Origin of the sequence: Sphingomonas sp. PAMC 26621, assembly GCF_000251145.1 — a bacterium.
Lineage (GTDB): Bacteria > Pseudomonadota > Alphaproteobacteria > Sphingomonadales > Sphingomonadaceae > Sphingomonas.
In genome coordinates this window covers 157,906-184,288 of the sequence record NZ_AIDW01000023.1, presented here as the reverse complement: position 1 = coordinate 184,288, position 26,383 = coordinate 157,906, and the positions used below count along the sequence as shown (strand labels likewise).

The following is a 26,383-nucleotide window of genomic DNA, read 5'->3' as shown; positions in this document are numbered from 1 at the left end:
ACGGAGAAGGAACGGACTATGGCGACGGTATCGCTGCCGGGGGTAGGCCCGGACATGAGCAAGGTGAATTTCGGCTTCATTGCCGCGATCGTCGCGGTGGCGACGATCGGCGGGTTCATGTTCGGCTATGATTCGGGCGTCATCAACGGCACGCAAAAGGGGCTCGAGGCGGCGTTCGACCTCGGCAAGCTCGGGATCGGGATCAACGTCGGTGCGATCCTCGTCGGTTCGTCGATCGGCGCGTTCACCGCCGGGCGGCTGGCGGACCGGATTGGGCGGCGCAGCGTGATGATGCTCGCCGCGGCGCTGTTCCTCGTCAGCGCGCTCGCGGCGGGGGCTGCGGGCTCGTCGATCATCTTCATCCTCGCGCGCATCGTCGGCGGCCTCGGCGTCGGCGCGGCGAGCGTGATCTCGCCGGTCTATATCTCCGAAGTCACCCCCGCCTCGATCCGCGGGCGGCTGTCGAGCGTTCAGCAGGTGATGATCATCACCGGGCTGACCGGCGCGTTCGTCGCCAATTACGTGCTCGCGCGCTACGCGGGCGGTTCGACCGCGATCCTCTGGCTCGGCGAGCCCGCCTGGCGCTGGATGTTCTGGCTCCAGGCGATCCCCGCCGCGATCTACTTCCTCGCGCTGCTGATCATCCCGGAGAGCCCGCGCTACCTGATGGTGAAGGGGTATGACGAGCGGGCGCGCGTCGTGCTCGCGCGGCTGTTCGGGCAGGAAGAGGCGGACCGCAAGGTCACCGAGATCCGCGCGAGCCTGTCGGCCGATCATCACAAGCCACGCCTGTCCGACCTGCTCGACAAGCGCACCGGCAAGATCCGTCCGATCCTGTGGGCGGGCATCGGGCTTGCGGTGTTCCAGCAGCTCGTCGGCATCAACGTCGTCTTCTATTACGGCGCGACGCTGTGGGAAGCGGTCGGCTTCTCCGAGAATTACGCGCTTCAGACCAACATCCTGTCGGGCGTGCTGTCGATCGGCGCGTGCGTCTTCACGATCGCCTTCGTCGACAAGATCGGCCGCAAGCCGCTGCTGCTGGTCGGTTCGGCCGGCATGGCGGTGACGCTCGCGACCGTCGCGTACGCGTTCTCGACCGCAGTGACCGGCGCGGATGGCGCGGTGTCGCTGCCGGGCAACAACGGCGTGATCGCGCTCGTTGCGGCGAACCTCTACGTCATCTTTTTCAACTTCAGCTGGGGCCCGATCATGTGGGTCATGCTCGGCGAGATGTTCCCCAACCAGATCCGAGGGTCGGGGCTTGCTGTCGCAGGCTTCGCACAGTGGATCGCCAATGCCGCGATCTCGGTCAGCTTCCCCGCGCTCGTGGTGTCGCCGGGCCTCGCGGTCACCTACACCGGCTATGCGGTGTTCGCGGCGATCTCGTTCTTCTTCGTGAAGGCGATGGTCAACGAAACCCGCGGGCGCGAGCTCGAGGACATGGAGGGGTAACCCACCTCCTCCGAGGGCCAGAAAAAAAGGCGTCGTTCCAATTGGAACGACGCCTTTTTCGTGCGCGGACCGGTCAGTCCGGTACGCGCCGTGCCGCAGGCCGACGCCGCGGTGCCGCATCCGACTGGCGCCGGATCAGCGTGTAATCCGCCAGCACATGCGGTTCGCCGACATCCTCGGGCCGCCCCGCCTTGCCCATCCGGATCGCGTGGACCAGCAACTCGACCGCCATCCGCGACATTTCCACCACCGGCTGGCGGATCGTCGTCAGCTCGGGCCAGATCGTCGTCGCGAGCGCGGTATCGTCGAACCCACACACCGTCAGGTCGCTCGGCACGTCGAGCCCGCGGCGATGCGCGATCGCGACCGTCGCCGCCGCCATGTCGTCGTTCGACGCGAAGATCGCCGAGGGCGGATCGCTCAGTTCGAGCAGGCGGTCAGCCGCATCGAGCCCCGAGCGATAGGTGAACAGCCCTTCCTCCACCAGCGCGGGATCATCGGGCAGGTCGAGATCGGCCAGCGCCGCGCGATAGCCGTCGAGCCGTTCCGCGCTCGCGGTCTGGTTGGGGTTGCCGGTGATGAACCCGATCCGGCGATGCCCGAGCGTGCCGAGATGCCGCGTCATGTCATACGCCGCCTGGCGATCGTCGATGCTCACCGACAATGCCCAGCCCGGCGCGCGCCCGGTCGCGACCGCGACGATCGGCACGCCGGCAGCCTCGAGCGCGGCCAGCACGTCGGGGGAATCGCTCAGCGGCGGCGGCAGCACGATCCCGTCGACCCGTCCGTTGAGGAGGTGCGCGACCGCGGCGGCTTCCTGCCCGGGCTCGTCGCATTTCTCGACGACAAGCTGGACGTTGCTCCGGCTCGCCTGGTCGAGGCTGCCGACGAGGAACGCACTCAGATAGGCGAAGCTTGGGTTCGAATGGAGCAGCCCGATCCGGATCTCCTCGCCCCCCGCCAGCGTCCGCGCGGCGGCATTGGGCGCGTAGTTGAGCTCCGCGATCGCCGCCTCGACCCGCTCGCGCGTCTGCGCGCGGACCGTGTCCTTGGCGTTGATGACGCGCGACACGGTCATCGGCGACACGCCCGCTTTGCGCGCGACATCGGTGATCGTCGGCACATTGTGCTGCCGCCGCGAGGGTCGTGTTTCCGTCATTCGGATCCTTTCGTCTCGCGGACTATGGGCCGATCCTTACGCTCTCGGCAAGTCAGGGGTTTCCGGGGGCGTAAGGAAACCGCTGCGCCTTGTACCAGGAGAGGTCATGCGCGGGAGGGCGCACGCCCGCCGGCAGCGGAAGCCCGTTCACCGACATCCAGTAAGACAGGCTCGCATCGCGCCACCACTGCGCCTCGCGCTGCTGCACGCCGAGGAAGCTCTCGGTCTTGGCGAAGCGTTCGGCGTCGATCCGCAGGCGGAGCGTCGCCCAGTCCGCGCGCATCCCGGCGACATAGTCGACGCCGCGGTCGTAATCGCCGACCATCCCCTGCCACACCGTCTCGCCCGATTTCAGCCGGTACGTCCACGGGACGCGGTGGAACCACAAAAGGTCGCGCTCCGGCGTCGTCTTCGGGTCGGCGAGCATCCGTGCGAGCGCGGGCGCATATTGCGCGGTCGCGGCATTGCCCTTCGGCCCGCGCTCCACCCCGACCGCGTCGCTGGTCGCGCGGTGATAATAATAGGGGTTCCATTCGGGCCGCTTGAGATCGGAGATCCACAGCCCCGGCCCGTAATGATGCCCGGTCGCCATCACATGCGCGAGCCCGAGCGGGGTCATGTAGTCGACCACCGCCTCGCGCGAGCCCGCCATCATCTTCACCACCGGCCCGACGACCGCGGGCGCAGGCTCGAACGTCATCGCCGCCCAGTCGCGCGCAATCGCCTCCGCGCTGTCGTCGGGGTTCCACGCGAACCGCCCGAACGCGAACCAGTTCGCCTGGTTGAAGGTCGATCCCGACCAGTCGCGGTCACGCCCGATATTGGCGACCCCCGCCATGCCCGTCAGCGCATGATGGTCGAGCGTCCCGTCGACCACCCGCGCGACCGTCGATCCCTTGCCGTGTGCGAGCGTGTCGCCCCGCAGCGTCTCCTCGAACATCGGGCCGAGATAGGCGAGGTGCGTCGCCTGGCCGAGATATTCCTTGGTGATCTGGAATTCCATCATCAGCGGCGTCTTTGGCATCGCGCCGAACAAGGGATGGAACGGCTCGCGCGGCTGGAAATCGATCGCGCCGTTCTTGACCTGGACGATCACGTTCGACGCGAACTTCCCGTCAAGCGGATGGAAGTCGTCATACGCCTGCTTGGCGCGATCCTCGGCATTTTCCTGCGCGTAGACAAACGCGCGCCACATCACGATTCCGTTGTGTGGCGCGACCGCGGCGGCGAGCATGTTCGCGCCGTCCGCATGCGTGCGGTGGTAATCCTGCGGGCCGGGCTGGCCTTCCGAATTGGCCTTCACCAGAAAGCCGCCGAAATCGGGGATCGCGCGGTAGATCTCGTCCGCCTTCGCGCGCCACCACGCCGCGACCTGCGGATCGAGCGGATCGGCGGTCTTGAGGCCGCCAAGCTCGATCGGTGCGGAGAAGCGCGCCGAGAGATAGACCTTGATCCCGTAGGGCCGGAAGATATCCGCGAGCGCCGCGGCCTTGGCGATATAGAACGGGGTCAGGCTTTCGGCCTTGGCGTTGACGTTGTTGAGGACGCTGCCGTTGATCCCGATCGAGGCATTGGCACGCGCATAATCGGTGTAGCGCGGGTCGCGATAGTCGGGGAGCGTCCACCAGTCCCACAGCGACTGGCCCGAATAGCCGCGCTCGACCGTCCCATCGAGATTGTCCCAATGATCGAGCACCCGCAACGCGACGTGCGGGGTGGAAGACAGGTCGACCCCGGCAGGCGGATGGCCGGTCTGGACCCAGCGGAGCAAGGCGAACGCGCCATAAAGCACCCCGCGATCGGTGTTCGCGGTGACGAGCGTCACGCGGCGGCCGTCGAGATCGACCGCGCGGACGAGATAGCCTTCCTGCCCGAGCGCCTCGGTCGGCAGCTTGAGCGCGGCAAGCTGCGGCGCGCTGCTGACCGCAAGGACGATCGCACCCGCGCGCGCTTCGGCCACCAGCGGAACGGGATGCGCCGACAGACCGGACAGGCCGCGCGTCAGTTCCGCACCCGCGACCCGCAGCGTCGGCGTGTCGCCGAGAACGGTGATCGCGGCGGTGTCGGTCCCTTGCGCGGCGGCGAGCGGACGATAGCGCAGCCAGAGATCATAGCCGTCTTCGGCGAAGGCGGGGGTGGCAACGCCGGCGAGCAACGCCGCGACGATCGTCCGTTTTACCAGGTTGCGCATGTCCATCATCACCCTCCGTCGTCGCCCGCCGGATTGGTCCGGTCGTCGGTCTGCCGCGCGGTCGTTGACAGAACGACGACGCCTGACGCATGATAACGCTAACACAACGAAGGCATCGCCAGCAATGCCACGTTGACGTCGAACGGGAAGGATGCGGATGGGTCTGGTCGCAGACAAGCAAGGGGGCAAAGGCCCCTGTGATCGCGCGAAATCGACGCGCGGGGCGGCTGCGTGACGACTCGCCGAGACGTGTTGCGCTGGACCGCCTCGGTCTCCGCGCTTGGGCTTCTTCCGGGTGGCGTCCGCGCCGCGACGCAGCCGGTCTATCGCGACCGCCGCGCGCCGGTCGATCTTCGCGTCAGCGACCTGCTCGGGCGGATGACGCTCGAGGAGAAGGTCGCGCAGTTGATTACGCTGTCGACCGCGAAGCGCGACGTGATGGACGACGCCAGCGCCTTTGCGCCCACGCGCGCGGATACCACTTATCCCAACGGCATTGGCCAGATCGCACGCCCGTCGGATCGCGGCGGCGCGGCGACTGCGAACAATACCGGCACGGACGTTACCGGGCGCTGGCGCAAGCCCGCCGATACGATCGCCTTCGTCAATGCCGCGCAGGATTGGGCGCGGACGCGGACCCGGCTCGGCATCCCGATCCTGTTCCACGAGGAAGCGCTCCACGGCTATATGGCGCCCGAGGCGACCAGCTTCCCGCAGGCGATCGCGCTCGCCGGGTCGTTCGACCGCGGTCTGGTCGAGCGGGTCAATGCGGTGATCGGGCGTGAGGTCCGCGCGCACGGGACGGTGCTCGCGCTGTCCCCGGTCGTCGACATCGCGCGCGATCCACGCTGGGGGCGGATCGAGGAAACGTTCGGCGAGGACCCGTATCTCTGCGGCGAAATGGGGGTCGCTGCGGTCACCGGGTTGCAGGGGCAGGGCAAGACGCTCGGGCCGGGCAAGGTGTTCGCCACCTTGAAGCACATGACCGGGCACGGCCAGCCGATGGCGGGGGACAATGTCGCGCCCGCTGCGCTCGGCGAGCGCGAGCTGCGCTCCGATTTCTTCCCGCCGTTCCGCGCGGTGGTGAAGCGCACCGGAATCGGTGCGGTGATGCCGTCGTATAATGAGATCGACGGCGTCCCGAGCCATGCCAATCGCTGGCTGCTGCATGACGTGTTGCGCGGCGAATGGGGCTTCGACGGCGCGATCGTCAGCGATTATGCGGCAATCCCCGAGCTCTCCTATTTCCATCATCTTGCGAAAGACATGGACGGCGCGGCGTTGCTTGCGTTGCAGGCGGGGGTCGATTGCGACCTGCCCGACGGCGTCGCCTATCGCGGGCTCGCGGCGGCGGTGCGCGGGGGCAAGGTGCCGGTTGCGTTGGTCGATGCGGCGTGCGCGCACATGCTGCGAATGAAATTCCGCGCGGGGCTGTTCGAGGCGGGGCCGGTCGATCCCGTCGCGGCGGCGAAGCTCACCGCCAACGCAGAGGCACGCGCGCTTGCGCTGGAAGCGGCGCGGCGGTCGATTGCGTTGCTCGTCAACGACGGCACGCTCCCGCTCACCGCGGGCAAGCACAAGCGTGTCGCGGTGATCGGCCCGAACGCGGCGGTCGCGCGGCTCGGCGGTTATTCGTCGATCCCGCGGCAGACGGTCTCGCTGCTCGAAGGCGTTCGCGCGCGGCTCGCCGGGAAGGCCGAGGTTGTCCACGCACAGGGCGTCTTCATCACGCAGAGCGAGGACCGGTCGGCGAACGCGGTGCTGCTTGGCGACCCGGAAAAGAACCGCGCGCTGATCGCAGAGGCGGTCGCGGTGGCGCAAGGGTGCGACATCGTGCTGCTCGCGATCGGCGATACCGAGCAGACCAGCCGCGAAGGCTATGCGAAAACGCATCTCGGCGACCGGATCGACCTCGACCTGCTCGGCGAGCAGAACGCCTTGTTCGATGCGGTGAAGGCGACGGGGAAGCCGGTCGTGGTCGTGGCGATCAACGGGCGCCCGCCGTCATGGCCGAACGTGGTGCGCGGGGCGAATGCGCTGCTCGAATGCTGGTATGTCGGGCAGGAAGGCGGCACCGCGATCGCGGAAGCGCTGTTCGGCGACATCAATCCGGGCGCGAAACTGCCGGTCAGCGTCGTCCGCGAGGTCGGGCAGGTGCCTTTGTATTACAACGAGAAACCGTCCGCGCGGCGCGGCTATCTGTTCAAGGACGCGCGCCCCTTGTTCCCGTTCGGGTTCGGGCTGAGCTACACCCGGTTCGAGGTCGGCGCGCCCCGCCTGTCGGCCGCGCGGATCGGCGTCGGTGACACGGTGAGCGTCGAGGTCGACGTCGCCAACATCGGTGACCGAACGGGGGACGAAGTGGTCCAGATCTACGTCCACGACCAGGTTTCGTCGGTGACGCGCCCGGTCAAGGAATTGAAGGGATTCGAACGGGTTACGCTCAAGCCCGGCGAGCGGCGGACGCTCCGCTTCCAGCTCGGTCCGGACGCTTTCTCCTTGTGGAACAATGAGATGCACGAAGTCGTCGAACCCGGTCTGTTCGACGTCATGGCGGGCGCCAGCTCGGCCGATCTCAAGACCGCCCAACTCGAAATCGCCTGAGGAACCGCCCATGATTTTCCCCCGTCCGCCTGTGCAACGATGACTAGTTTAGGCGACCAGATCGCGCAGGCCCCCGAGACCGCCGAACACGCCGTCCCCCGCCCGCGCGGGCGAGTCCGCTGGATCATCTGCGGGCTCCTGTTCGCCGCGGTCGTCCTGTCGTACATCGACCGGCTCGTGCTCGGCGTGCTCAAGCCCGAGTTGTCGGCGACCTACGGCTGGTCCAACACCGGCTATGGCGACATCACCGGCTATTTCCAGGTCTGCTACGGCTTCGGCTTCCTGTTCTTCGGCTGGCTGATCGACCGGATCGGCGCGAAGACGGGCTATCTGCTGGCGGTCGCGACCTGGACGATCGGGCATCTCGCGCAGGTGCTGGTGACGAGCACGACCGGCTTCGTCATCGCCCGCATCCCGCTCGCGCTGGGCGAGGCGGGGACCTACCCGTCCGCGCTGGCGGCGGTGTCGCAATGGTTCCCCAAGAAGGAACGCGCGCTCGCGATCGGCATCTTCAACGCCGGCGCCAACGTCGGCGCGGTGGTGACGCCGCTGCTCGTCTCGCTGCTGGTCGTGACCTTCGCGCTCAACTGGCGCTGGGCGTTCATCGTGACCGGGCTGTTCAACGTCGTGTGGCTGGGCCTGTGGTTCTGGCTGTACCGCAAGCCCGCCGACCACCCCCGGCTGACGCCCGAGGAACGTGCCTGGATCGAGACCGAGCCATCGGTCGACGTCGGGCGCGCGACCTTCCGCAGCGTGCTGCGCCATCGCGAGACCTGGGCCTATATGGCGGGGCGGTTCCTGATCGACCCGGTGTGGTGGACGTTCCTGTTCTGGCTCCCCGATTTCTTCAGCAAGCAATATGGCTACGACCTCAAGAGCTTCGGGCCGCCGCTGGTGGCGATCTATATCCTCGCCGATTTCGGGGCGATTTCGGGAGGCTGGTATTCGTCGCACCTGCTCAAGCGCGGAGTCGCGACGGGCCGCGCGCGCAAGCGGGCGATGTTCGTCTGCGCGCTCTTCGCGCTCCCGGTGATGTTCGCGGTGCAGGCTAGCAACATCTGGATCGCGGTCGGCTTCATCGGTCTGGCCTGCGCGGCGCACCAGGGATTCTCGACCAACCTCTTCTCACTCCCGGGCGACCTGTTCCCGCGCTATGCGCAGGGGACGCTGGTCGGGCTCGGCGGGTTCGCGGGCGCGGCAGGCGGGTTCATCGCGTCCAAGTCGCTCGGACTGCTGCTCGATACGGTGGGGAGCTACCAGCCGTTCTTCATCGCCTGCGGGCTGGCGTATCTGCTCGCGCTGCTGGTGACTCATCTGCTCAACCCGCGCTACGAACCGGTGACGATCAACCCGTAGCGTTGCGCGGGGAGCAGCGCGTCCTATGCTGCCGGGCATGCCCAGGGATCATTCCGATATCGTCGCGTCGGTCGACCGCTACGAAGCCGCGCTCGTCGCTTCGCTCGGCACCGCCGTGGTCGCTGCGGACTTGGCCGAAAAGCATCGCAAGATGCGCAAGTCGCCGTTCCAGTTCCTCCGCGCGACCTGCTTCCGCTGGGCCGAAACCGCGCCGACGCTGTGCCCCGAGCTGATGACTGCCACTCGGGTTGGCGCGGTGGTCGATTCACACGCGGGCAATTTCGGCCTTTGGCGCGATGCGCAGATGCGGCTGGTGTGGGGCGTCAACGATTTTGACGAAGCGGCGCGTGCGCCATGGCCGTTCGATCTCGTGCGGCTCGCGACGAGCCTGATCCTCGCGCTCGACGATACGCGCGCCGGCGAGATCGCTGACGCGGTGCTCGCCGGCTACGCCGAGGGGCTTGCCGCGCCGAACGCCTTCGTACTCGAACGCGATCATCTGTGGCTGCGCGACGCCTTCGCCGCGACCGACAAGCAGCGCGCGGCCTATTGGGCGAAGCTTGAAGCGGCCCCGCCCGCTATATGCAACCCGCGCGCGTTCGAGCAGCCGTTGATGGCAGCGCTTGGACAGGTTGAAGAAGCGACGATCGCTGCGCGGTCGGCAGGCGTCGGCAGCCTCGGTCGCCCGCGCTTCGTCGCGATGGGGGCGTGGCGCGGCGGGCCGGTCGCAGCCGAGATCAAGGCGGTGTTGCCGTCGGCCTGGGGAAGCGGAGAGGAAGCCGGGCTCGCGGACCGGCTGGCGCACGGTCGTTACCGCTCGCCTGATGCGACGCTGCGCTACGGCACGGACCATGTCGTCCGACGGCTTGGTCCGAACAGCAGCAAGATCGACTTCGAGACGCTCTCACCCGCCCTCCACGCCAATCTGTTCGCGGCGATGGGGCGTGATCTGGCCGCGATCCATTGCGGCACGGGCGATGCGTCGACGCTCAAGCGCGAGCTCGCCGCGCTGCCGGGTGGATGGCTCAAGGGCGCAGGCCGGACCGTTACGTGTTCGACCGAGGCAGACTGGGACGTATGGCGGCGGGAAACGGCGAAGAGCTGAACGCCCGTGGCACCTCGTAGGGTGGCGGCGGCCAGGAACACGATTCCCCCGGTGGGACGCCCGGTTTCGTCACATCAGTTCCCTGCCGGGATGACGAAGGATCGCAAAGCGACGCATGGCCGCAGCGTCAGTCGTCGAGTTGCTGGCCCGGCACCGGGGTACTTTCCGTCGTCCGGCACCCCCATAGTGCGTAGAACAGCACATACAGCTCGCACGCCGCGGTCAACAGGAACGAAGCCTGCAACCCGTACATGTCCGCAAGCTTGCCCTGCACCACGACGAGCGCGCCCCCCGCGATCGCCATGATCAGCAGCCCTGAACCCTCCTCGGTCAACGGTCCGAGCCCCTTGATCCCGAGCGTGAAGATCGTCGGGAACATGATCGAGTGGAACAGACCGACGAGGATCAGCGCCCACATCGCGACGGGCCCGGTCGTGAACACGGTGACGAGCATCACGACGAACGCCCCGATCGAGAAGGCGGCGAGCACCGTTTCGGCGGGGATCTTCTGCATGATGAACGAGCCGACGAACCGCCCGATCATCATCCCGCCCCACAGGAACGTCAGGTAACGCCCGGCCTGCTCATGCGTCAGGTCTGCGATCTCGGGCTGGCTGACGAAGTTGACGAACAAGTTGGCGACGCCGATCTCGGCGATCAGGTAGATGAAGATCGCCGGGATGCCGAACACGAGGTTGCGGTGCTTCCACAAGGAGTGGTTCCTGCGCTCAGCCTTGGCCATCCGGCTGGTCGATCCCCCCATCGCGGGCAGGGGGAAGCGGGCGATCACCACCGCGAGCACGACCAGTACGATCGCGACCAGCACATAGGGCAACACTACCGACTGCGCGTCGGCGAGCCGTTCCGCCTGGGTAAAGACGGTCCCGGACTTGGCAGTACCGCTGGTCGAGCGACCGAGGATCAGATACGCGCCGAACAGCGGGGCGAGCATCGTTCCTGCCGAATTGAGCGCCTGCACGAGATTGAGCCGCGCCGAGGCGGTCTCGGGCGCGCCGATCACCGCGACATAGGGGTTTGCCGCCACCTGGAGCAGCGTGATCCCGCTCGCAATCACGAACAGCATGACGAGCGTGACACCGTAGGACGGGATGCTTGCCGCAAGCGTCATGCCGACCGCACCCGCCGCCATGATCAACAGCCCGGTGACGAGCGACTTCTTATACCCGATCCGCTCGATCAGCTTGGCCGAGGGAATCGACGCGAAGAAATAGGCGATGAACCAGACGCTCTCGATCAGTGTGGTCTGGGTGTAGCTCAGTTCGAACACGCTGCGCAGATGCGGCAGCAGCGTGTTGTTGATGACCGTGATGAAGCCCCACATGAAGAACAACGTGCCGAGCAACACGAGCGCGCTGACATAGGACGGGCGGACGCCACCCTCCGTCGCCACCATGTCGGGGGCAGATTGCCGGGTCGGAACCATCGCCATCAGCACGCATCCTCATTGATCTTATAATTGTCTGAGTATATCCCGATCTGGATAGCGTCAAACGCGGAGTTTTCGAAAATGTCTGAATCCACACCCCCCAAGCTCCGCAGCCGCGCCTGGTTCGACAATCCCGACAACATTGACATGACCGCGCTGTATCTGGAGCGGTACCTCAACTTCGGCTTGAGCCTGGCCGAGCTGCAATCGGGCAAGCCGATCATCGGCATTGCGCAGACCGGGTCTGACCTGAGCCCATGCAACCGCCACCACCTCGTGCTGGCCGAGCGGCTGCGCGAAGGCATTCGGGAAGCCGGCGGGATCGCGCTCGAATTCCCGGTCCATCCAATTCAGGAAACCGGCAAGCGCCCGACCGCCGGCCTCGACCGCAACCTTGCCTACCTCGGGCTGGTCGAGACGCTGTACGGCTATCCGCTCGACGGCGTCGTACTGACGATCGGCTGCGACAAGACCACGCCCGCCTGCCTGATGGCGGCGGCAACCGTGAACATCCCGGCGATCGCGCTGTCGGTCGGGCCGATGCTCAACGGCTGGCACAAGGGCGAGCGGACCGGTTCAGGCACGATCGTGTGGAAGGCGCGCGAGCTGCTTGCAGCGTGCGAGATCGACCACGCCGAATTCATCCGCCTTGTCGCCTCGTCGGCACCGTCGACCGGTTATTGCAACACGATGGGCACCGCGACGACGATGAACTCGCTGTGCGAGGCGCTCGGCATGTCGCTGCCCGGTTCGGCCGCGATCCCCGCGCCGTATCGCGATCGGCAGGAAGTCGCCTATCTGACCGGCAAGCGCATCGTCGACATGGTCGCGGAGGATCTGAAGCCCTCGGACATCATGACCCGCGACGCCTTCCTCAACGCGATCCGGGTCAATTCGGCGATCGGCGGGTCGACCAACGCGCCGATCCATCTGACCGCGATCTCGCGTCATATCGGCGTCGACGTGCCGGTCGAGACGTGGCAGTCGCACGGGCTCGACATTCCGCTGCTCGTCAATTTGCAGCCCGCGGGCGAATATCTCGGCGAGGATTTCTACCGCGCGGGCGGTGTTCCGGCGGTCGTGTCGCAGTTGATCGACCAGGGGCTGATCGCCGAGGGTGCGATGACCGTCAACGGCAAGACGATGGGCGAGAATTGCCGTGGCGTCGCGATCGAGGACGAGAAGGTGATCCGTCCGTTCGCGACCCCGTTGATGGAGGCGGCCGGCTTCGTCGTGCTGTCGGGCAATCTGTTCGATAACGCCGTGATGAAGACGAGCGTGATCTCGCCCGAATTCCGCGAACGCTATCTGTCCACGCCGGGCAACCTCGATGCGTTCGAAGGGCCGGTCGTCGTGTTTGATGGGCCGGAGGAATATCACCGGCTGATCGACGACCCCGCAACCGGGATCACCCCCGAAACGCTGCTGGTGATGCGTGGCGCGGGGCCGATCGGCTATCCGGGCGCGGCCGAAGTCGTCAACATGCGCCCGCCTGCGCATCTGATTCTCGACGGTGTCCATGCGCTGCCGTGCATCGGCGACGGTCGCCAGTCGGGGACGAGCGGCAGCCCGTCGATCCTCAACGCATCGCCCGAGGCCGCAGCCGGCGGGACGCTTGCGCTGCTGCGCACGGGGGACCGGGTGCGGATCGATCTCAATCGCGGAACCGCCGACGTGCTGATCGACGATGCCGAGATCGCTGCGCGACGCGAAGCGCTGGCGGCGGCGGGGGGGTATCAGTATCCCGCGTCGCAGACGCCATGGCAGGAGATCCAGCGTTCGGTCGTCGGGCAGTTGGGGACCGGCGCGATCCTCGAAGGCTCTGAGGCGTATCAGCGTATCGCCCAGACGCGCGGGTTGCCGCGGGATAACCACTGAAGCGAACCAGACTTCCCCGGCGGGGGCCGGGGCCCAGTCGCGCAGGTCGTGGTAACGGGCAGTTGCGCTCGAGTAACGATGACCACTGCTACTGGCCCCCGGCCTTCGGCGGGGAAGCACCCTTTAGGTATGGGCGGGTTAATCTGCCGGCGCTGCCGCCCCATCGGGTAGCCCCTTACTCGCGCTCGACCAGCCCCATATCTCCCAGCGCCAGCCGCAGCAGGTCGACCATTGCGTTATGCGCCGCCTTGCCATCGCCCGCGACGATCGCCTCATACACGCGCTCGTGATCCGGCAGGGGATCGCGCGGTAGCGCGTGCTTGCGATGCTTGAACGTCGTCGTCCAGCGCACCGCCGCGCCGACGCTGTTCGCCAGCGCCGCGAGCGGTTCGTTGCGCGCCGCGGCAAGGATCGCGCGGTGGAAGCGCTGGTCGGCGGTTTGCCCGCGCGCGTCCTTCAGGCCGTACAGGCGCATCGCCTCGAGCGCGTCGTGCATCTCGGCGAGGTTTGCGTCTGCGCGCCGCCGCGCCGCAAACGCAGCGGCTGCGGGTTCGATCACGCCGCGCAGCTCGAACAGGTCGATGATGAAGTCGGTGTCGGGCTCGCCTTCGAACGTCCACGCGAGCACGTCGACGTCGAGCAGGTTCCAGCGGCTTCGCGGCGTGACGCGCGTACCGGCCTTGGGGCGGCTCTCGACCAGCCCCTTGGCGGCCAGGATACGGATCGCCTCGCGATACGCGGTGCGCGAAATGCCGAGCGCCTCGCTTGCCTCGATCTCGCCGCCGAACACCGTGCCGGGCTGGCGCACTCCGCTGACGATCTCCACGCCGATGTCGTGCGCGATGATCCCGTGGATGCGCGGGGCGAAGCTGCGGTCGTCGTCTCCGGTCATGCCGCTCCCTTGCGTGTCGCGCCGATGCTAGCCGATCGCGCCGCGCTCCGGAAGCGGCACACGCTTATAGCGCGCGGACCTGTGGCACGATAGTATCGCCCACCGCGAGCGGGTTGCGCACGGGAAGCATGAACGGCGCGGCTGCGATTTCGAACACGTCGCCTGGCTGTGTCTGGAAGCCTTCGCTGAACGACAGCGTCGCTGTGCCGAAGAAGTGGACGTGAACGTCGCCGGGACGCCGGAAGCCGGCATATTTGAAGTGGTGATGCTCGAGGTTGGCGATGCTGTGCGACATGTTCGCCTCGCCCGACAGGAACGGTTTTTCCCATACCGTCGCCCCGTCGCGGACGATCTTGCTCGTGCCGCGAACGTCGGCGGGCAGGTCGCCGAGCAGCAGTTCGGGGCCGAGCGCGGCGGGACGCAGCTTGGAATGCGCGAGCCACAGGTAATTGCCGCGTTCGGTCACATGATCCGAGAATTCATTACCGAGCGCAAAGCCGAGCCTGACTGGGGTACCGTCCGGGGCGATCAGGTAAATGCCCGCAATCTCGGGCTCCTCGCCGCCGTCGAGCGCGAAGCCCGGCATTGTCAGCTCCTCGCCAGGGCCAGCGAGGATCGCGCCGTCGCCCTTGTAGAACCATTCGGGCTGGACACCGGTCTCGCCTGCTAAGGGCTTGCCGCCGTCGACGCCCATCAGGAACATCTTCATCGAATCAGTCGGGTCGGGGTTTTCCGCCGCCTTGCGATGCATCTGGTCACGGCCCTCGGCTGATCCGAGATGAGTCAGCCCCGTGCCGCTGACGAGCAGATGCGCATCATCTGCATGATCGATCGGCGTCAGTAACCGCACGCTCGTCAGGTCGACCACATCACCGAGCCGGGTTTCCGCCAGCGCGGCCAGCCCCATTTCGGACTGGACCGCGAGATCGGCGAGCTCGAGCATCGTCGACACCCCGATGACGCGGCGCGCGCCATCGGAAGTCATCGCCGCAACGCCACGCGCGCCGTCGTCGAACTGGACGAGCGAGACGATCATCGTGCGGATGCCTCGCGCACCCCGTCGATCCGGCGTGCGATGTCCCACGGGTTGCCGTCGCGCAGCGCCGCCGGGAGCATCGCCTGCGGCAGGTTCTGGAACGAGACCGGGCGCAGGAAGCGATAGATGGCGAGCGTGCCGACCGAGGTCGTGCGCCCGTCGCTGGTGGCGGGGAACGGACCGCCGTGGACCATCGCGTGGCTCACTTCGACCCCCGTCGGCCAGCCATTGGCGAGGATGCGCCCAACGCGGCCCGCGATGATCGGGACGATCCCGGCGGCGGCTTCCGCATCGCCCGCGTCGATCTGAACGGTTGCGGTGAGCTGGCCCTCGAGCGAGGCAATGACATGGCCGACCTCGGCAAGGTCCTTGCAGCGTACGACGACCGACGACGAGCCGAACACCTCGTGCCCGAGCGCGCGGTCGGCGAGGAAGCTCGCTGCATCGGTCTCGAACAGCGCGCCGATCGCCTGGTTGGGGCCGGTGTTGGCGACACCGCGCGCGACGGTGCGGACCGCGTCATGGCCGCCGAGAAGGTCGACACCCTTTTCATAAGCTTCGTGAATGCCGGGCGTGAGCATGGTCAGCGCGGCGCTGCCCGTCAGCGCTTCGCCAGCGGCGGCAACGAACGTGTCGAGATCTGGGCCTTCGACTGCGATGACCAGACCCGGGTTGGTGCAGAACTGGCCGGCACCCATCGTCAGCGACTGGACATAGGCCGCGCCAAGCTCCTTCGCGCGCGCGGCAAGCGCGGCGGGGAAGAGGATGACCGGGTTGATGCTCGACATTTCGGCATAGACCGGGATCGGCTCGTCCCGCCCGGCGGCGATCTTCATCAGCGCGAGGCCACCGCCGCGCGAGCCGGTGAAGCCGACCGCCTTGACGCGCGGATCGGCGACGAGCGCGCCGCCCAGCGCGTTGCTGTCACCCGGCAAATAGGAGAAGACGCCCGCGGGCAGGCCGCTCGACTGGACCGCCGACGCGATCGCGCGTGCGACCAGTTCGCCGGTACCCGGATGCGCCGGGTGACCCTTGACGATCACCGGGCAACCCGCGGCGAGGGCCGACGCGGTGTCGCCGCCCGCGACCGAGAAGGCGAGCGGGAAGTTGGAGGCACCGAACACCGCGACCGGGCCGATCGCGAGGTTGATACGGCGCAGGTCGGGCCGGGGCAACGGTGCGCGGTCGGGGAGCGCGGGGTCGATCGTCGCGTCGAGGAAGTCACCCTGGCGGACCATTTGCGCGAACATGCGGAGCTGGCCAACGGTGCGACCGCGTTCGCCTTCGAGGCGTGGGCGGGGCAGGCCGCTCTCGGCCATCGCGCGGACGATGAGATCGTCGCCGATCGCGACGATCGCATCGGCGATCGCCTCGAGGAAGGTCGCGCGCGTCGTGAGATCCGTCGTCGAATAGACCGGGAATGCGTCTTCTGCGAGCGCGGCGGCTTCCGCAACGGCATCGGGGCCTGCTGCCGAGAAGTTCGGCTCCAGCGTTTCGCCGGTCGCGGGGTTGATCGCGGTAAACCGCGTATCGGCCTGACGAACGTCAGCGCCGATCAAAATTGCTCCATCGATCACGAAAAGCCCTTCCATAATAACTCAGACATAATAGGGTTTGCGGACGCCGACTGCAAGGTGAGACTGAGGATGCACGCCATGTCCCGACCGATTTTGCCGATAGCCCGTACTGGTCAGGCACTGTTAGCGGCGGGGCGTTACAGCGCGGTGGCACTCGGCGCGATCGCGCTGGTCGCGGGCTCGGCGCAGGCGGCGGGACCGGCGCGGTTTGGCTGGGTGTCCTATTCCGGCAGCGACGGCGCGGCGGTGCCGGCGGACAGCTATCGCAACCCGATCCTCGCCGGCTATCATCCGGATCCGAGCATCGTGCGGGTTGGCGCGGATTATTATCTCGTCAATTCGACCTTCTCCTGGTTTCCCGGCATCCCGGTGTTCCACAGCCGCGATCTCGTCCACTGGCGCCAGATCGGCAATGCGATCGACCGGCCGGGGCAGCTCGATTTTACCGGACGCGCAATTTCGGAGGGCGTGTTCGCCCCCGCGATCAATTATCACGCTGGGCGGTTTTACATCGTCAACACCTGCGTCCGGTGCGGGGGCAATTTCGTGATCACCGCGACCAATCCCGCGGGGCCGTGGCCGATCCGGTGTTCCTGCGGAGTGTCGAGGGGATCGACCCGTCGCTGTTCTTCGATACCGACGGCAAGGCGTGGCTGATCAACAACCGCGAGCCGGTCGGCGGCTCGACGTATGATGGGCATCGCGCATTGTGGATCGAGCAGTTCGATCCCGTAGGGCTCAAGATGCTCGGCAATGCCAAGATGGTCGTCAACGGCGGGGTCGATCTCGCGGCGAAACCAGTGTGGATCGAGGGGCCGCACATCTACCGCGTGAAGGACGCCTATTACCTGATGGCGGCGGAAGGCGGGACGAGCGTCAACCACAGCGAAGTCGTGTTCCGCGCGCCGGCGGTACAGGGGCCATATGTCCCGGCACCGCGCGCGATCAACCCGATCCTTACCCAGCGCGACCAGCCCGTCGGCCGGGCGAACCCGGTCAGCGCAACGGGCCATGCCGATCTCGTGCAACTTCCGGACGGACGCTGGTGGTCGATCTTCCTCGGTACGCGGCCCTATGCCAAGGATTTCTACAACACCGGGCGCGAGACCTTCCTGCTTCCGGTCGACTGGTCTGGTGGCTGGCCGGTGATCCTCCCCAAGGGGCAGGCCGTGCCGCGCATCGCGCGCGCGCCGCTGCCGATGGTGACGGCGGGGACGACGCCGCTGACCGGCAGCTTTAGCACGCGCGAAGAGTTTGCGGGCGCACGGCTCGGGTTCGAATGGATGACGATGCGCGGTGCGCCGTATCGGCTGGGACAGGGTGACCTGTTGCTCGATCCGCTAGCGGACGGCATCGGCGATTTCGGCAAGCCCGCGTTCGTAGCGCGACGGCAGGAGCATGGTGTGGCGACCTTTTCGACCTCGGTGCGCTTCGCGCCGGCCGAAGGCGAGATGCGGGCCTTGCCGCGGTGCAGAACGACAATTTCTTCCTGACGATCGCGCTGACCAGGCATGGCGGAAAGACGTATGTCCGCGCCGCCCGCCGATCCGGGGCGGGCGAGCCACGCATTGGGGTCACCGTGGCGGAACGACCGATAACCGTGAGCGGGCCGTTCCGGTTCCGGATCTCGGCGCATGGGGGACGGTATGACCTGGCCTATTCGGTCCGCAAGGCGTGGGTGACCCTTGCGGCGAACGTCGATGCGACCAACCTCAGCACCGACAAGGCGGGGGGCTTCGTCGGTACGATGATCGGTCCGTTCGCGCAGGGGCCGCGATAGCGCGAAACGAAGGGGAGGACGGTATCGGGTCCCGCACGCCATCCGGCGTCACCCCGGCACCAAACCGGGGTGACGCAGGATGGTCAGCCGATTACTTCGCTGATCATCTGCTTTGGCTTGGCATCGGTGAAATTAGCGACGTCGCCAAAGATCTCCGCGGCATGCGCGCCGCTCATCGCCTGCTGCACGTCGCCCATCGTCGCAAAGGAAAGTTCGGCGACAATGATGAACGGCGGTGCGCTGCCATCGGGCGCGGGCGTGCCCTTGAGCACGCGCGTGCCCGATAGTTCGGCCTTCCACCGGTCGCGCACCAGCGGCATGTGGCTGTTGAGATAATAATCCTCGTCGAAGCGTTCTGCCTTCTCGTACATCACGCTGACGATGATCATGGTGGTTTCCTTGGGAGTATCGGTCATCGCTTGCTCAACGCATAAGCCTGCGTTCCGTTCGTGATCATTGCGTCACCCGGAAGGATTTCCGCGACCGGTACATCCGGCAGCGTCGCGAGCTCGCGATACAGCGGCGCGAAATCGGTCTCGACCGTCACGCGCAGCAAATCCTCGAGGCTAGGAATGACAAAGTAATTCTGCTGGAAATCGTCGATCCGATATTCGGTGCGCATCACCCGCTCGAGATCGAACTTGATCCGGTTTGGGCTTGGGTCATCCAGCGCGAAGCGGCTTTCGGCGAAGCTCGACACGATCCCCGCGCCATAGATTCGCATCCCCTCGGGTTCGGCGATCAGCCCGAACTCGACGGTGTACCAATAGAGCCGCCCGAGATATTTGAGCGCGTCCAGCCCCTGCGCACGCTGCCCGCCGCGACCGTAGGCGGCGAGATAATCCGCGAACACCGGGTCGGCGAGCATCGGGACGTGGCCGAACACGTCGTGGAACACGTCGGGTTCCTGCAGATAATCTAGCTGGTCCGCGCGGCGGATGAAATTGCCCGCGACGAAGCGCCGGTTCGCCATATGGTCGAAGAACACCTCGTCGGGCACCAGCCCGGGGACGGCGACGACCTGCCAGCCGGTCAGCTTCATCAACCGTTCGGACAGTTCCTCGAAATCGGGAATCCCGGGTTTGGACAGCTTGAGTACATCAAGCCCGCGTAGATAGGCGTTCGAAGCACGTCCGGGCAGCAATTTCGCCTGTCGCTCGAACAGCGTGTCCCAGACACGGTGTTCTTCGGCGGTGAATAGCGACCAGTTTTGCGGGATCGTCCAGTCGGCATTGGCGCCGGCCGGGGGCGTGTCGAGAACATGCGTATCTTCCATCATCCGCACCCTCTATCATAGCGTTTGTCAGGGATAAAACAGGAAGCGAATGCCACAGCTGCGTCACTGGATCGGAATGGCCCTATTTATCTTCCTGTTAGTGCAAATTGGCTATGGCGTGGCGGGGATGATCGGAGGCATGGTTCCGACCAATGCGACCGCGACGCAGCCTGCGCGGGGGATACGGATCCTGGTCGAGAGCAATGGAATCCATACCGGACTGGTTCTGCCCAAGGTCGCGGCGGGGGTCGACTGGCGTCGGTTTTTCCCGGCGAACGATCTCGGCGATCCACGCTATGCAGGCTACGATCACGTCGCGATCGGCTGGGGTGACCGGCGTTTCTACGTCGAGACACCGACCTGGGCAGACGTGCGACCGATGACGGTCGTGTCCGCCGCGCTCGGCAGCGGGCAGACGGTATTGCATGTCGAGCATATCGCAGAACCCGTACCCGGCGCGCAGGTGCGCGTCGTGAGGCTCCGCCCGGAAGAATATCGCCGGCTTGCCGCGTTCGTCCGCGCGAGCGTTGCGCCGCGCGGCTGGCACCGTCGTGGCTACGGCCAGGACGATGCCTTCTACGCAGCGACCGGTCGTTATGACGCGATCCGTACCTGCAACAGCTGGACCGGCGACGCGCTGCGCGCCGCTGGCGTGCGGATCGGTGCGTGGACGCCGTTTCCCGTCACCGTGCTCGAATGGCTCGCTGCATGAGGCCGCCGTCACGCCTGTTGTGGGCGGCGGAATTGCCGCGCGCGGCGTTCGGGCTGGCGTCGCTGCTCGGCGCGCGGCGACGGCTTGGCCTGGCCCCGCGCGGCGACGGGCGGCCGGTGTTGCTGCTGCCCGGGCTGATCAACAGCGACCGGTCGCTCGTGGTCTTGCGTCGGTATCTGACGAGCCTCGGGTATCGCGCGGAGGGCTGGGGGCTCGGTCGGAATTTCGGGATCCGCGCGGTTGGCGATCAGGGCGCTTTGCTGCTCGATCGGGTCCGCGCGCTGGAAGCTGAAACGGGCGAGAAAGTGACGTTGATCGGGGTCAGCCTCGGCGGGATCATGGCACGCTACGCCGCGCACCGCCTGCCCGATCTGGTGCGCGAGGTCATCACGATCAGCTCACCGTTCGCCGGATCGCCGCGCGCGACCAACGTCTGGCGCAGCTTCCAGCTTTTGACGGGCGAGCAGATCGACGCACCGAGCGTCCTCGCGCAGCGCAAGTTGGTGGCGGAGCCGCTGCCGGTACCGTCGACTGCGATCTGGAGCCGCAGCGATGGGTTCGTCAACGGCATGATCTGCCATGACGAGAATGGCCGGACGATCGAGGTCCGCAGCAGCCACGTGCTGGTGCAGGTGCGGCCGGAAGTACTGCTCGCGGTTGCGCGCGTGCTGGGGGAAAGCGGACGCAAGGCCTAAACCTCGAGCCTAGTTACAGCCTCTCCCCCAGGTTGGGGCTTATCGTTCGGCAAACGAAAAGATTCCCTCAGCAGTCCCCGCGGCGCTCCTCGCGGCACTGCTTTTGCGCGCGCTTGCGCTCGCGGCCTTCGCGTTCCTCCTGCTTGCGCATCTTCTTCCCATAGTTGCGGTCGGCTTCGGACTGGCTGGTCGTCGTCCAGTCGACCGTCTTGCCGACGGCCTTGACCGGGAAGGTGACGATGCTCGCCGCCGTGCGGACACAGCCGCCCGCCAGCAGCGGAAGCAGCGTGGCGGCAAGCAAGAGGCGGTATTTCATCGGTTTTCCTTCGCGGCGTTGCGGGCCTGTACCCCAATTCCCGGGAAGTCGGTGAAGAAACCGTCGATCCCCAGGTCGAGATAGCGTCGGATTGCGGTGTCGATATGGCCATGGGTTGCCGGATCGGTTCCCACCTGCAGGCTCTTGGGCAGAAACGCATTTTCCGCGCGGAACGTCCAGGGATGGAGCCGCAGCCCGGCAGCGTGGGCATCCGCGACGAGCGTGGTCGGTGCCGCGTCGCCATTCTGGATCATCGCGAGGCCGGGGCCGATCCCGTAGGCGTAACGCGCGATCGCCTTGAGCCCCTCCGGGGTCGTCATTTCGGCATAGCTCGGTGCGGCATGATCGGCGGGACCGCCGCTCGAATCCATCAGCTGGATCAGCCGTAGTCCGGTCATGGTGTGGATGCGCTTGAGGTTGGCGATCTCGAACGACTGGATGAACACCGGGTCGCTCGGCTTGCTCCAGCCCGCCGCCTTGAGTTGCGCGACCAGTAGCTCGTCCATCGGGTGGCCGATGCTCGCGAAATAGCTGGGGTGCTTGGTCTCGGGATAGATGCCGACGACCCGTCCGCCGACGGAATGGCGTTTTGCCAGCGCGATGACTTCGGCGAGCGTCGGGATTTCGAACTGGCCGTCATATTTGGCATTGTCGGGGCGCAGCTTGGGCAGCCGCTCGATTGCGCGGAGCGTCTTGAGTTCGGCGAGCGTAAAATCCTCGGTGAACCAGCCGGTGTGACTCTCTCCGTCGATCAGCTTGGTCGTGCGGCGCGCGGCGAATTCGGGGTGGATCGCGACGTTGGTCGTGCCGGTGATGTCATTCTCGTGGCGTGCGACGAAGACATTGTCCTTGGTCAAAACCAGGTCGGGCTCGATGAAATCAGCGTCCTGCTCGATCGCGAGCGAATAGGAGGCGAGGGTATGTTCGGGGCGTAATCCACTGGCGCCGCGATGCGCGATGACGATTGGCGGGGAGAGCGGATGCGGTGCGGGCGTGGCCATCGGCGCACTTTGGGCCATCGCCGGAGGTCCGGCTACAAGGGACAGCACGGCCAGATGCAGAAAGCTTGATCGAAGGCTGTACGAAAAAGGACGTAGACCGCCGGTATAAGCGGAAACCATTCGGTTCATATTCGTTAACCCGTGCTGAAAGGGAGGCCATACCCCATGCAATTCACCATCAACGGCGAAACCCACGAGGTCGAGCCAGATATCCGCGCGTCGCTGCTCGACGTACTCCGTGAACACGTCGGTCTCACCGGCACCAAGAAGGGCTGCGACCACGGCCAGTGCGGAGCGTGCACCGTCCTCGTCAACGGGCGCCGGATCAATTCGTGTCTCACGCTCGCGGTCATGCATCAGGATGATGACATTCTGACGATCGAAGGTCTTGGCAGTGCGGACAATCTGCACCCGATGCAGGCGGCGTTCGTCAAGCATGACGGCTATCAGTGCGGCTATTGCACGCCGGGGCAGATCTGCTCGGCTGTCGGGATGCTCGACGAGGTCAAGAAGGGCTGGGCGAGCCATGTCAGCGACAGGCTCGACAGCGTGTCGCTCGACAATGACGAGATTTCGGAGCGGATGAGCGGCAATCTGTGCCGTTGCTCGGCCTATCCCAACATCGTCGACGCGATTTCCGAAGTGTCCGGGCTCACCCCCGCCAAGAAAGAGGCAGCGGACGCATGAAGACCTTCGCCTATAGCCGGGCCGAGAGCCCCGAAGCCGCGGTCGCCGCAGGTGGTCGCTTCATCGCGGGCGGGACCAACCTGCTCGACCTGATGAAGCTGCAGATCGAGACGCCGGAATCGCTGGTCGACATCAGCCGGCTCGATCTCGCCAAGATCGAGGAGCGCGAGGATGGCGGCCTGACGATCGGCGCACTCGTGCCCAATAGCGACCTTGCCGCCGATCCGCGTGTAGTCGCAGGCTATCCGGTGCTCAGCCGGGCGCTGCTAGCGGGCGCGTCGGGCCAGTTGCGCAACAAGGCGTCGACCGGGGGCAATCTGCTCCAGCGGACGCGTTGTTATTATTTCTATGACAAGGCGACCGCCTGCAACAAGCGCGAGCCGGGCACCGGCTGCTCCGCGAGCGGTGGGGTCAACCGGATCCTCGCGATCCTCGGGACGAGCGAGCATTGCATCGCGACGCATCCGAGCGACATGGCGGTTGCGATGCAGGCGCTGGACGCGACGATCGTGACGTTGAAGGCAGATGGCGACCGTCGTCGCATCGCGATCAGCGAATTCTATCGCCTTCCGGGCGACACGCCGCAGATCGAGAACGTACTCGAGGCAGGTGAACTGATCACGCACGTCGAACTGCCGACGCCTCCCAAGGGCGAACAGCTGTACCGCAAGGTGCGCGACCGTGCGTCCTATGCGTTCGCGCTTGTTTCGGTCGCCGGGATCGTCTCGGTCGAGGACGGCAAGATTGCCTCGGCCTCGCTCGCGTTCGGCGGCCTGGGTCCGATGCCGTGGCGTAACCCGGCGGTCGAGGCGGCTCTGGTCGGGCAGGCGCCGACCGATGCGGCGTTCAATGCGGCGGCAGATGCGTTGCTTAAGGACGCCAAGGGCTACGGTACGAACGATTTCAAGATTCCGCTCGCACGCCGCACGCTGATTGCGAGCCTGCGCGAGCTGACGGGAGTTTCCGCATGAGCAGCACCAATGCCCTGACGATGGACAAGCCGGTCCCCAACAGCCTGCTCGATACGAGCACGCAGGGAATCATCGGCAAGCCGCTCGACCGCAAGGAAGGTCCGCTCAAGGTGTCGGGCGCGGCGACCTATGCGGCCGAATATCAGATCGAGAACCTCGCTTATGGCGTGCTGGTCGGCGCGCCGTTCGCAAAGGGCAAGATCACCGGCGTCGACTCGGACGTGGCGAAGGCGCTTCCGGGCGTTATCGATGTCATCACCGACTTCGACAAGTTCCTCACCGCGCCGGGGCAGGGCCTTGCTCCCAAGGCACCGCAGGGCGTCGAGAACGTCCAGTATTTTGGCGAACTCGTCGCGATCGTGCTGGCGGAAAGCTTCGAGGCGGCGCGTGATGCGGCGCAGCAAGTGGTCGTGAAGTTCGACGCGGCCGACGATGGCCGGTTCGATTTCGAGGCACTGAAGAACGAGACCGAGAAGCCTGCCGACGCGGATACGCCCGCGCATTTCTCGCAAGGCGATCTCGACAAGGCGATGGCCGATGCGGCGGTGACGCTCGACGTCACTTTCACTACGCCGAGCCAGAATAGCGCGGCGATGGAGCCGCACGCCAGCATCGCGACGTGGGACGACAGCGGAATGCTGACGCTTCACGGGTCGTACCAGATGCCGGGTAACGACGTGGAGCAGCTTGCGGCGGCGCTTGGCGTCAGCAAGTCGAAGGTTCGGATCGTCGCACGCTATATCGGCGGCGGCTTCGGGTCGAAGCTCGGGATCGCGCCGGAGTCGGTTGCGGCGGCGCTCGCGGCGAAGGCGCTCGGTCGTCCGGTCAAGGCCGTGATGGCTCGCCAGCAGGTGTTCGACGCGACCGTCCGTCGGTCCAACACCGAGCAGCGCATCCGGCTCGCGGCATCCGCGGACGGCAAGCTGACCGCTATGGGGCATGACACGCTTACGTCGAACCTGCCGGACGACGATTATTTCGAGCCGACGGGTCAGGCGACGCACTTCATGTATGCGGCCGAAAACCGCGAGATCAATCACGACATCGTCCGGCTCGACTGGCTGTTGTCGGGGTCGATGCGCGCGCCGGGCGAGGCGGTCGGGATGCTCGCGCTGGAAGGCGCGATGGATGAGCTCGCCGAGAAGCTGGGGCTCGACCCGATCGAGTTCCGCAAGATCAACGAGCCCGAAGTCGATCCGGAAACGCAGGTCCCGCATTCGTCGCGTCAGTTGGTGCGGTGCATGGACGTCGGGGCAAAGAGTTTCGGCTGGGACAAGCGCAACGCGACGCCTGGCAGTCGTCGCGACGGTGAGTGGTTTGTCGGTATCGGAATGGCAGCCGCGGCGCGCGCGAACATGCTGCAGCCATCCGAGGCACGGATCACGCTGTCGGCAGCAGGGCGTGCCACGGTCGAGACGGACATGACCGATATCGGTACCGGCTCGTACACCATCCTCGGCCAGATCGCGGGTGAGGTGCTCGGTCTGCCGCTTGACCAGGTCGACGTCGAGCTCGGCGATACCAACTTCCCAACCTCGTCGGGGTCGGGCGGTTCGTTCGGCGCAGGATCTGCCGGGACGTCGGTGTATCTCGCGGCGCAGGAAATTCGCGAGAAGCTCGCCAAGGCGATGGGCGTCGACGAGGAAGCGATGACGCTCAAGGACGGCTATGCGATCGCCGACAACCGCCGCGTTCCGCTCTCGGAACTGGCGGGAGAGGGGATCGTGGCAAATGGCGCGATCAAGCCGGGCAAGCAGGAGAAGGAAACGCGCCAGTCGTCCTACGGCGCGCATTTCGCGGAAGTCGGCGTCAATGCGGTGACGGGCGAAGTCCGTGTCCGCCGGATGCTCGGCGTGTTCGCGGCGGGGCGGATCCTCAACGCCAAGACGGCACGGTCGCAGTGCCTTGGCGGGATGACCTTCGGGATCGGCACCGCGTTGACCGAGGACCTCATCCACGATCCGCGCAACGGCAAGCTGGTGAACCGCGATCTCGCGGAATATCACGTGCCGGTGAACGCCGACGTCCCGCAGCTCGAGGTCGAGTTCCTCGAGGAACGCGACATCCACGCCAACCCGATGCACGCCAAGGGCATTGGTGAGCTGGGGATCTCGGGCGCGGGTGCGGCGATTGCGAATGCGGTGTACAACGCCACTGGCATCCGTGTGCGGGACTACCCACTTACGCTCGACAAGATCTTGGAAGGCCTGCCCGAGCTTTAACGGCAGGCCGGCGCGCGGGGAACATC

General features: G+C 66.3%; 21 protein-coding genes and 1 pseudogene. 12 read left to right on the top strand and 10 right to left on the bottom strand.

The features are described from left to right. The first annotated feature begins 18 nt into the window (after positions 1-18). On the top strand, positions 19-1,452 hold the full coding sequence (locus RI03_RS14120; protein WP_269724625.1) for a sugar porter family MFS transporter: 1,434 nt from the start codon (positions 19-21) through the stop codon (positions 1,450-1,452). 73 nt (positions 1,453-1,525) lie between these two features. Here RI03_RS14120 and RI03_RS14115 read toward each other — a convergent pair whose 3' ends face one another. Further along, entirely contained in the window at positions 1,526-2,611 is a 1,086-nt protein-coding gene (locus RI03_RS14115) for a LacI family DNA-binding transcriptional regulator (protein ID WP_010160584.1), read from the bottom strand. 52 nt (positions 2,612-2,663) lie between these two features. Then, positions 2,664-4,811 (bottom strand): alpha-glucuronidase family glycosyl hydrolase, encoded by a 2,148-nt coding sequence (locus tag RI03_RS14110; RefSeq protein WP_010218051.1) that lies wholly within the window; start codon positions 4,809-4,811, stop codon positions 2,664-2,666. Between the two features lie 222 nt (positions 4,812-5,033). On the opposite strand from RI03_RS14110, the gene RI03_RS14105 reads away from it, so the two are divergent. Genes RI03_RS14105 through RI03_RS14095 form a run of 3 tightly spaced genes read left to right on the top strand, consistent with a single transcriptional unit; the run spans position 5,034 to position 9,867 of the window. Next, positions 5,034-7,406 carry a glycoside hydrolase family 3 N-terminal domain-containing protein gene (locus RI03_RS14105; RefSeq protein WP_010218050.1) on the top strand — a complete coding sequence of 791 codons (2,373 nt, stop codon included), beginning with the start codon at positions 5,034-5,036 and terminating at the stop codon, positions 7,404-7,406. Positions 7,407-7,445: 39 nt separating this feature from the next. Then, complete coding sequence (locus RI03_RS14100) at positions 7,446-8,762, top strand: MFS transporter (protein WP_010218049.1); 1,317 nt, start codon at positions 7,446-7,448, stop codon at positions 8,760-8,762. Positions 8,763-8,799: 37 nt separating this feature from the next. Then, a complete protein-coding gene (locus RI03_RS14095; RefSeq protein ID WP_238542372.1) occupies positions 8,800-9,867 on the top strand; it encodes a DUF2252 family protein in 1,068 nt (355 codons plus the stop codon). 127 nt (positions 9,868-9,994) lie between these two features. On the opposite strand, the gene RI03_RS14090 is transcribed toward RI03_RS14095, so the two are convergent. Continuing rightward, entirely contained in the window at positions 9,995-11,281 is a 1,287-nt protein-coding gene (locus RI03_RS14090) for a sugar MFS transporter (protein ID WP_443208557.1), read from the bottom strand. A gap of 114 nt (positions 11,282-11,395) precedes the next feature. Between RI03_RS14090 and RI03_RS14085 the strand changes: the two genes are divergently transcribed. Further along, on the top strand, positions 11,396-13,192 hold the full coding sequence (locus tag RI03_RS14085; RefSeq protein ID WP_010218046.1) for an IlvD/Edd family dehydratase: 1,797 nt from the start codon (positions 11,396-11,398) through the stop codon (positions 13,190-13,192). A gap of 175 nt (positions 13,193-13,367) precedes the next feature. Here RI03_RS14085 and RI03_RS14080 read toward each other — a convergent pair whose 3' ends face one another. The 3 genes from RI03_RS14080 to RI03_RS14070 all read right to left on the bottom strand — a co-directional run bounded on the left by RI03_RS14080 (position 13,368) and on the right by RI03_RS14070 (position 16,697). Then, positions 13,368-14,084, bottom strand: coding sequence for a FadR/GntR family transcriptional regulator (locus RI03_RS14080; protein WP_010218045.1), 717 nt, complete (start codon positions 14,082-14,084; stop codon positions 13,368-13,370). 64 nt (positions 14,085-14,148) lie between these two features. Beyond that, the gene (araD1, locus tag RI03_RS14075) at positions 14,149-15,120 is read right to left on the bottom strand and encodes an AraD1 family protein (RefSeq protein WP_010218044.1); all 972 of its coding nucleotides are present in this window, start codon (positions 15,118-15,120) and stop codon (positions 14,149-14,151) included. Further along, entirely contained in the window at positions 15,117-16,697 is a 1,581-nt protein-coding gene (locus RI03_RS14070; protein ID WP_026046732.1) for an aldehyde dehydrogenase (NADP(+)), read from the bottom strand. The genes araD1 and RI03_RS14070 overlap by 4 nt, the downstream gene beginning before the upstream one ends. Positions 16,698-16,775: 78 nt before the next feature. Here RI03_RS14070 and RI03_RS25105 point away from each other — a divergent pair, with 78 nt between their 5' ends. Further along, entirely contained in the window at positions 16,776-17,354 is a 579-nt protein-coding gene (locus RI03_RS25105) for a family 43 glycosylhydrolase (RefSeq protein ID WP_274517562.1), read from the top strand. Beyond that, positions 17,273-18,477 (top strand): annotated as a pseudogene (locus tag RI03_RS25100) (family 43 glycosylhydrolase). The gene RI03_RS25105 and the pseudogene RI03_RS25100 overlap by 82 nt, the downstream one beginning before the upstream one ends. Before the next feature lie 83 nt (positions 18,478-18,560). Here the strand turns inward: RI03_RS25100 and RI03_RS14060 are convergent. Both RI03_RS14060 and phhA read right to left on the bottom strand, forming a co-directional pair. Then, positions 18,561-18,893, bottom strand: coding sequence for an EthD family reductase (locus tag RI03_RS14060; protein WP_010160572.1), 333 nt, complete (start codon positions 18,891-18,893; stop codon positions 18,561-18,563). Beyond that, a complete protein-coding gene (gene phhA, locus RI03_RS14055; protein ID WP_010218039.1) occupies positions 18,890-19,756 on the bottom strand; it encodes a phenylalanine 4-monooxygenase in 867 nt (288 codons plus the stop codon). Before phhA ends, RI03_RS14060 begins: the two co-directional genes overlap by 4 nt. A gap of 73 nt (positions 19,757-19,829) precedes the next feature. Here phhA and RI03_RS14050 point away from each other — a divergent pair, with 73 nt between their 5' ends. Further along, positions 19,830-20,465, top strand: a complete 636-nt coding sequence (locus tag RI03_RS14050) for a TIGR02117 family protein (protein ID WP_238542371.1) — start codon at positions 19,830-19,832, stop codon at positions 20,463-20,465. Further along, complete coding sequence (locus RI03_RS14045; protein ID WP_010218037.1) at positions 20,462-21,160, top strand: esterase/lipase family protein; 699 nt, start codon at positions 20,462-20,464, stop codon at positions 21,158-21,160. The genes RI03_RS14050 and RI03_RS14045 overlap by 4 nt, the downstream gene beginning before the upstream one ends. Before the next feature lie 67 nt (positions 21,161-21,227). Here RI03_RS14045 and RI03_RS14040 read toward each other — a convergent pair whose 3' ends face one another. Together RI03_RS14040 and RI03_RS14035 are read right to left on the bottom strand one after the other, a co-directional pair. Continuing rightward, positions 21,228-21,476, bottom strand: coding sequence for a hypothetical protein (locus RI03_RS14040; RefSeq protein WP_010160568.1), 249 nt, complete (start codon positions 21,474-21,476; stop codon positions 21,228-21,230). Continuing rightward, positions 21,473-22,477: a glycerophosphodiester phosphodiesterase gene (locus RI03_RS14035; RefSeq protein WP_010218036.1), complete on the bottom strand. Its 1,005-nt coding sequence runs from the start codon at positions 22,475-22,477 to the stop codon at positions 21,473-21,475. Before RI03_RS14035 ends, RI03_RS14040 begins: the two co-directional genes overlap by 4 nt. A 165-nt stretch (positions 22,478-22,642) precedes the next feature. Here RI03_RS14035 and RI03_RS14030 point away from each other — a divergent pair, with 165 nt between their 5' ends. The 3 genes from RI03_RS14030 to RI03_RS14020 are packed head-to-tail and all read left to right on the top strand — an operon-like array spanning position 22,643 to position 26,357. Further along, the gene (locus tag RI03_RS14030; protein WP_010218035.1) at positions 22,643-23,164 is read left to right on the top strand and encodes a 2Fe-2S iron-sulfur cluster-binding protein; all 522 of its coding nucleotides are present in this window, start codon (positions 22,643-22,645) and stop codon (positions 23,162-23,164) included. After that, positions 23,161-24,135 carry an FAD binding domain-containing protein gene (locus RI03_RS14025; RefSeq protein ID WP_010218034.1) on the top strand — a complete coding sequence of 325 codons (975 nt, stop codon included), beginning with the start codon at positions 23,161-23,163 and terminating at the stop codon, positions 24,133-24,135. Before RI03_RS14030 ends, RI03_RS14025 begins: the two co-directional genes overlap by 4 nt. After that, entirely contained in the window at positions 24,132-26,357 is a 2,226-nt protein-coding gene (locus RI03_RS14020; RefSeq protein WP_010218033.1) for a xanthine dehydrogenase family protein molybdopterin-binding subunit, read from the top strand. The genes RI03_RS14025 and RI03_RS14020 overlap by 4 nt, the downstream gene beginning before the upstream one ends. The last annotated feature ends 26 nt before the right edge of the window (positions 26,358-26,383 follow it).

Coding starts and splice junctions, on each gene's coding strand:
- RI03_RS14045 (WP_010218037.1), top strand. CDS start 20,462: ATGAGGCCGCCGTCACGCCTGTTGTGGGCGGCGGAATTGCCGCGCGCG.
- RI03_RS14030 (WP_010218035.1), top strand. CDS start 22,643: ATGCAATTCACCATCAACGGCGAAACCCACGAGGTCGAGCCAGATATC.
- RI03_RS14095 (WP_238542372.1), top strand. CDS start 8,800: ATGCCCAGGGATCATTCCGATATCGTCGCGTCGGTCGACCGCTACGAA.
- RI03_RS14025 (WP_010218034.1), top strand. CDS start 23,161: ATGAAGACCTTCGCCTATAGCCGGGCCGAGAGCCCCGAAGCCGCGGTC.
- RI03_RS14040 (WP_010160568.1), bottom strand. CDS start 21,476: ATGAAATACCGCCTCTTGCTTGCCGCCACGCTGCTTCCGCTGCTGGCG.
- RI03_RS14085 (WP_010218046.1), top strand. CDS start 11,396: ATGTCTGAATCCACACCCCCCAAGCTCCGCAGCCGCGCCTGGTTCGAC.
- RI03_RS14050 (WP_238542371.1), top strand. CDS start 19,830: ATGGCCCTATTTATCTTCCTGTTAGTGCAAATTGGCTATGGCGTGGCG.
- RI03_RS14120 (WP_269724625.1), top strand. CDS start 19: ATGGCGACGGTATCGCTGCCGGGGGTAGGCCCGGACATGAGCAAGGTG.
- phhA (WP_010218039.1), bottom strand. CDS start 19,756: ATGATGGAAGATACGCATGTTCTCGACACGCCCCCGGCCGGCGCCAAT.
- RI03_RS14020 (WP_010218033.1), top strand. CDS start 24,132: ATGAGCAGCACCAATGCCCTGACGATGGACAAGCCGGTCCCCAACAGC.
- RI03_RS14060 (WP_010160572.1), bottom strand. CDS start 18,893: ATGACCGATACTCCCAAGGAAACCACCATGATCATCGTCAGCGTGATG.
- RI03_RS14035 (WP_010218036.1), bottom strand. CDS start 22,477: ATGGCCACGCCCGCACCGCATCCGCTCTCCCCGCCAATCGTCATCGCG.
- RI03_RS25105 (WP_274517562.1), top strand. CDS start 16,776: ATGTCCCGACCGATTTTGCCGATAGCCCGTACTGGTCAGGCACTGTTA.
- RI03_RS14100 (WP_010218049.1), top strand. CDS start 7,446: ATGACTAGTTTAGGCGACCAGATCGCGCAGGCCCCCGAGACCGCCGAA.
- RI03_RS14110 (WP_010218051.1), bottom strand. CDS start 4,811: ATGATGGACATGCGCAACCTGGTAAAACGGACGATCGTCGCGGCGTTG.
- RI03_RS14115 (WP_010160584.1), bottom strand. CDS start 2,611: ATGACGGAAACACGACCCTCGCGGCGGCAGCACAATGTGCCGACGATC.
- RI03_RS14080 (WP_010218045.1), bottom strand. CDS start 14,084: ATGACCGGAGACGACGACCGCAGCTTCGCCCCGCGCATCCACGGGATC.
- RI03_RS14090 (WP_443208557.1), bottom strand. CDS start 11,281: ATGGTGGCGACGGAGGGTGGCGTCCGCCCGTCCTATGTCAGCGCGCTC.
- araD1 (WP_010218044.1), bottom strand. CDS start 15,120: ATGATCGTCTCGCTCGTCCAGTTCGACGACGGCGCGCGTGGCGTTGCG.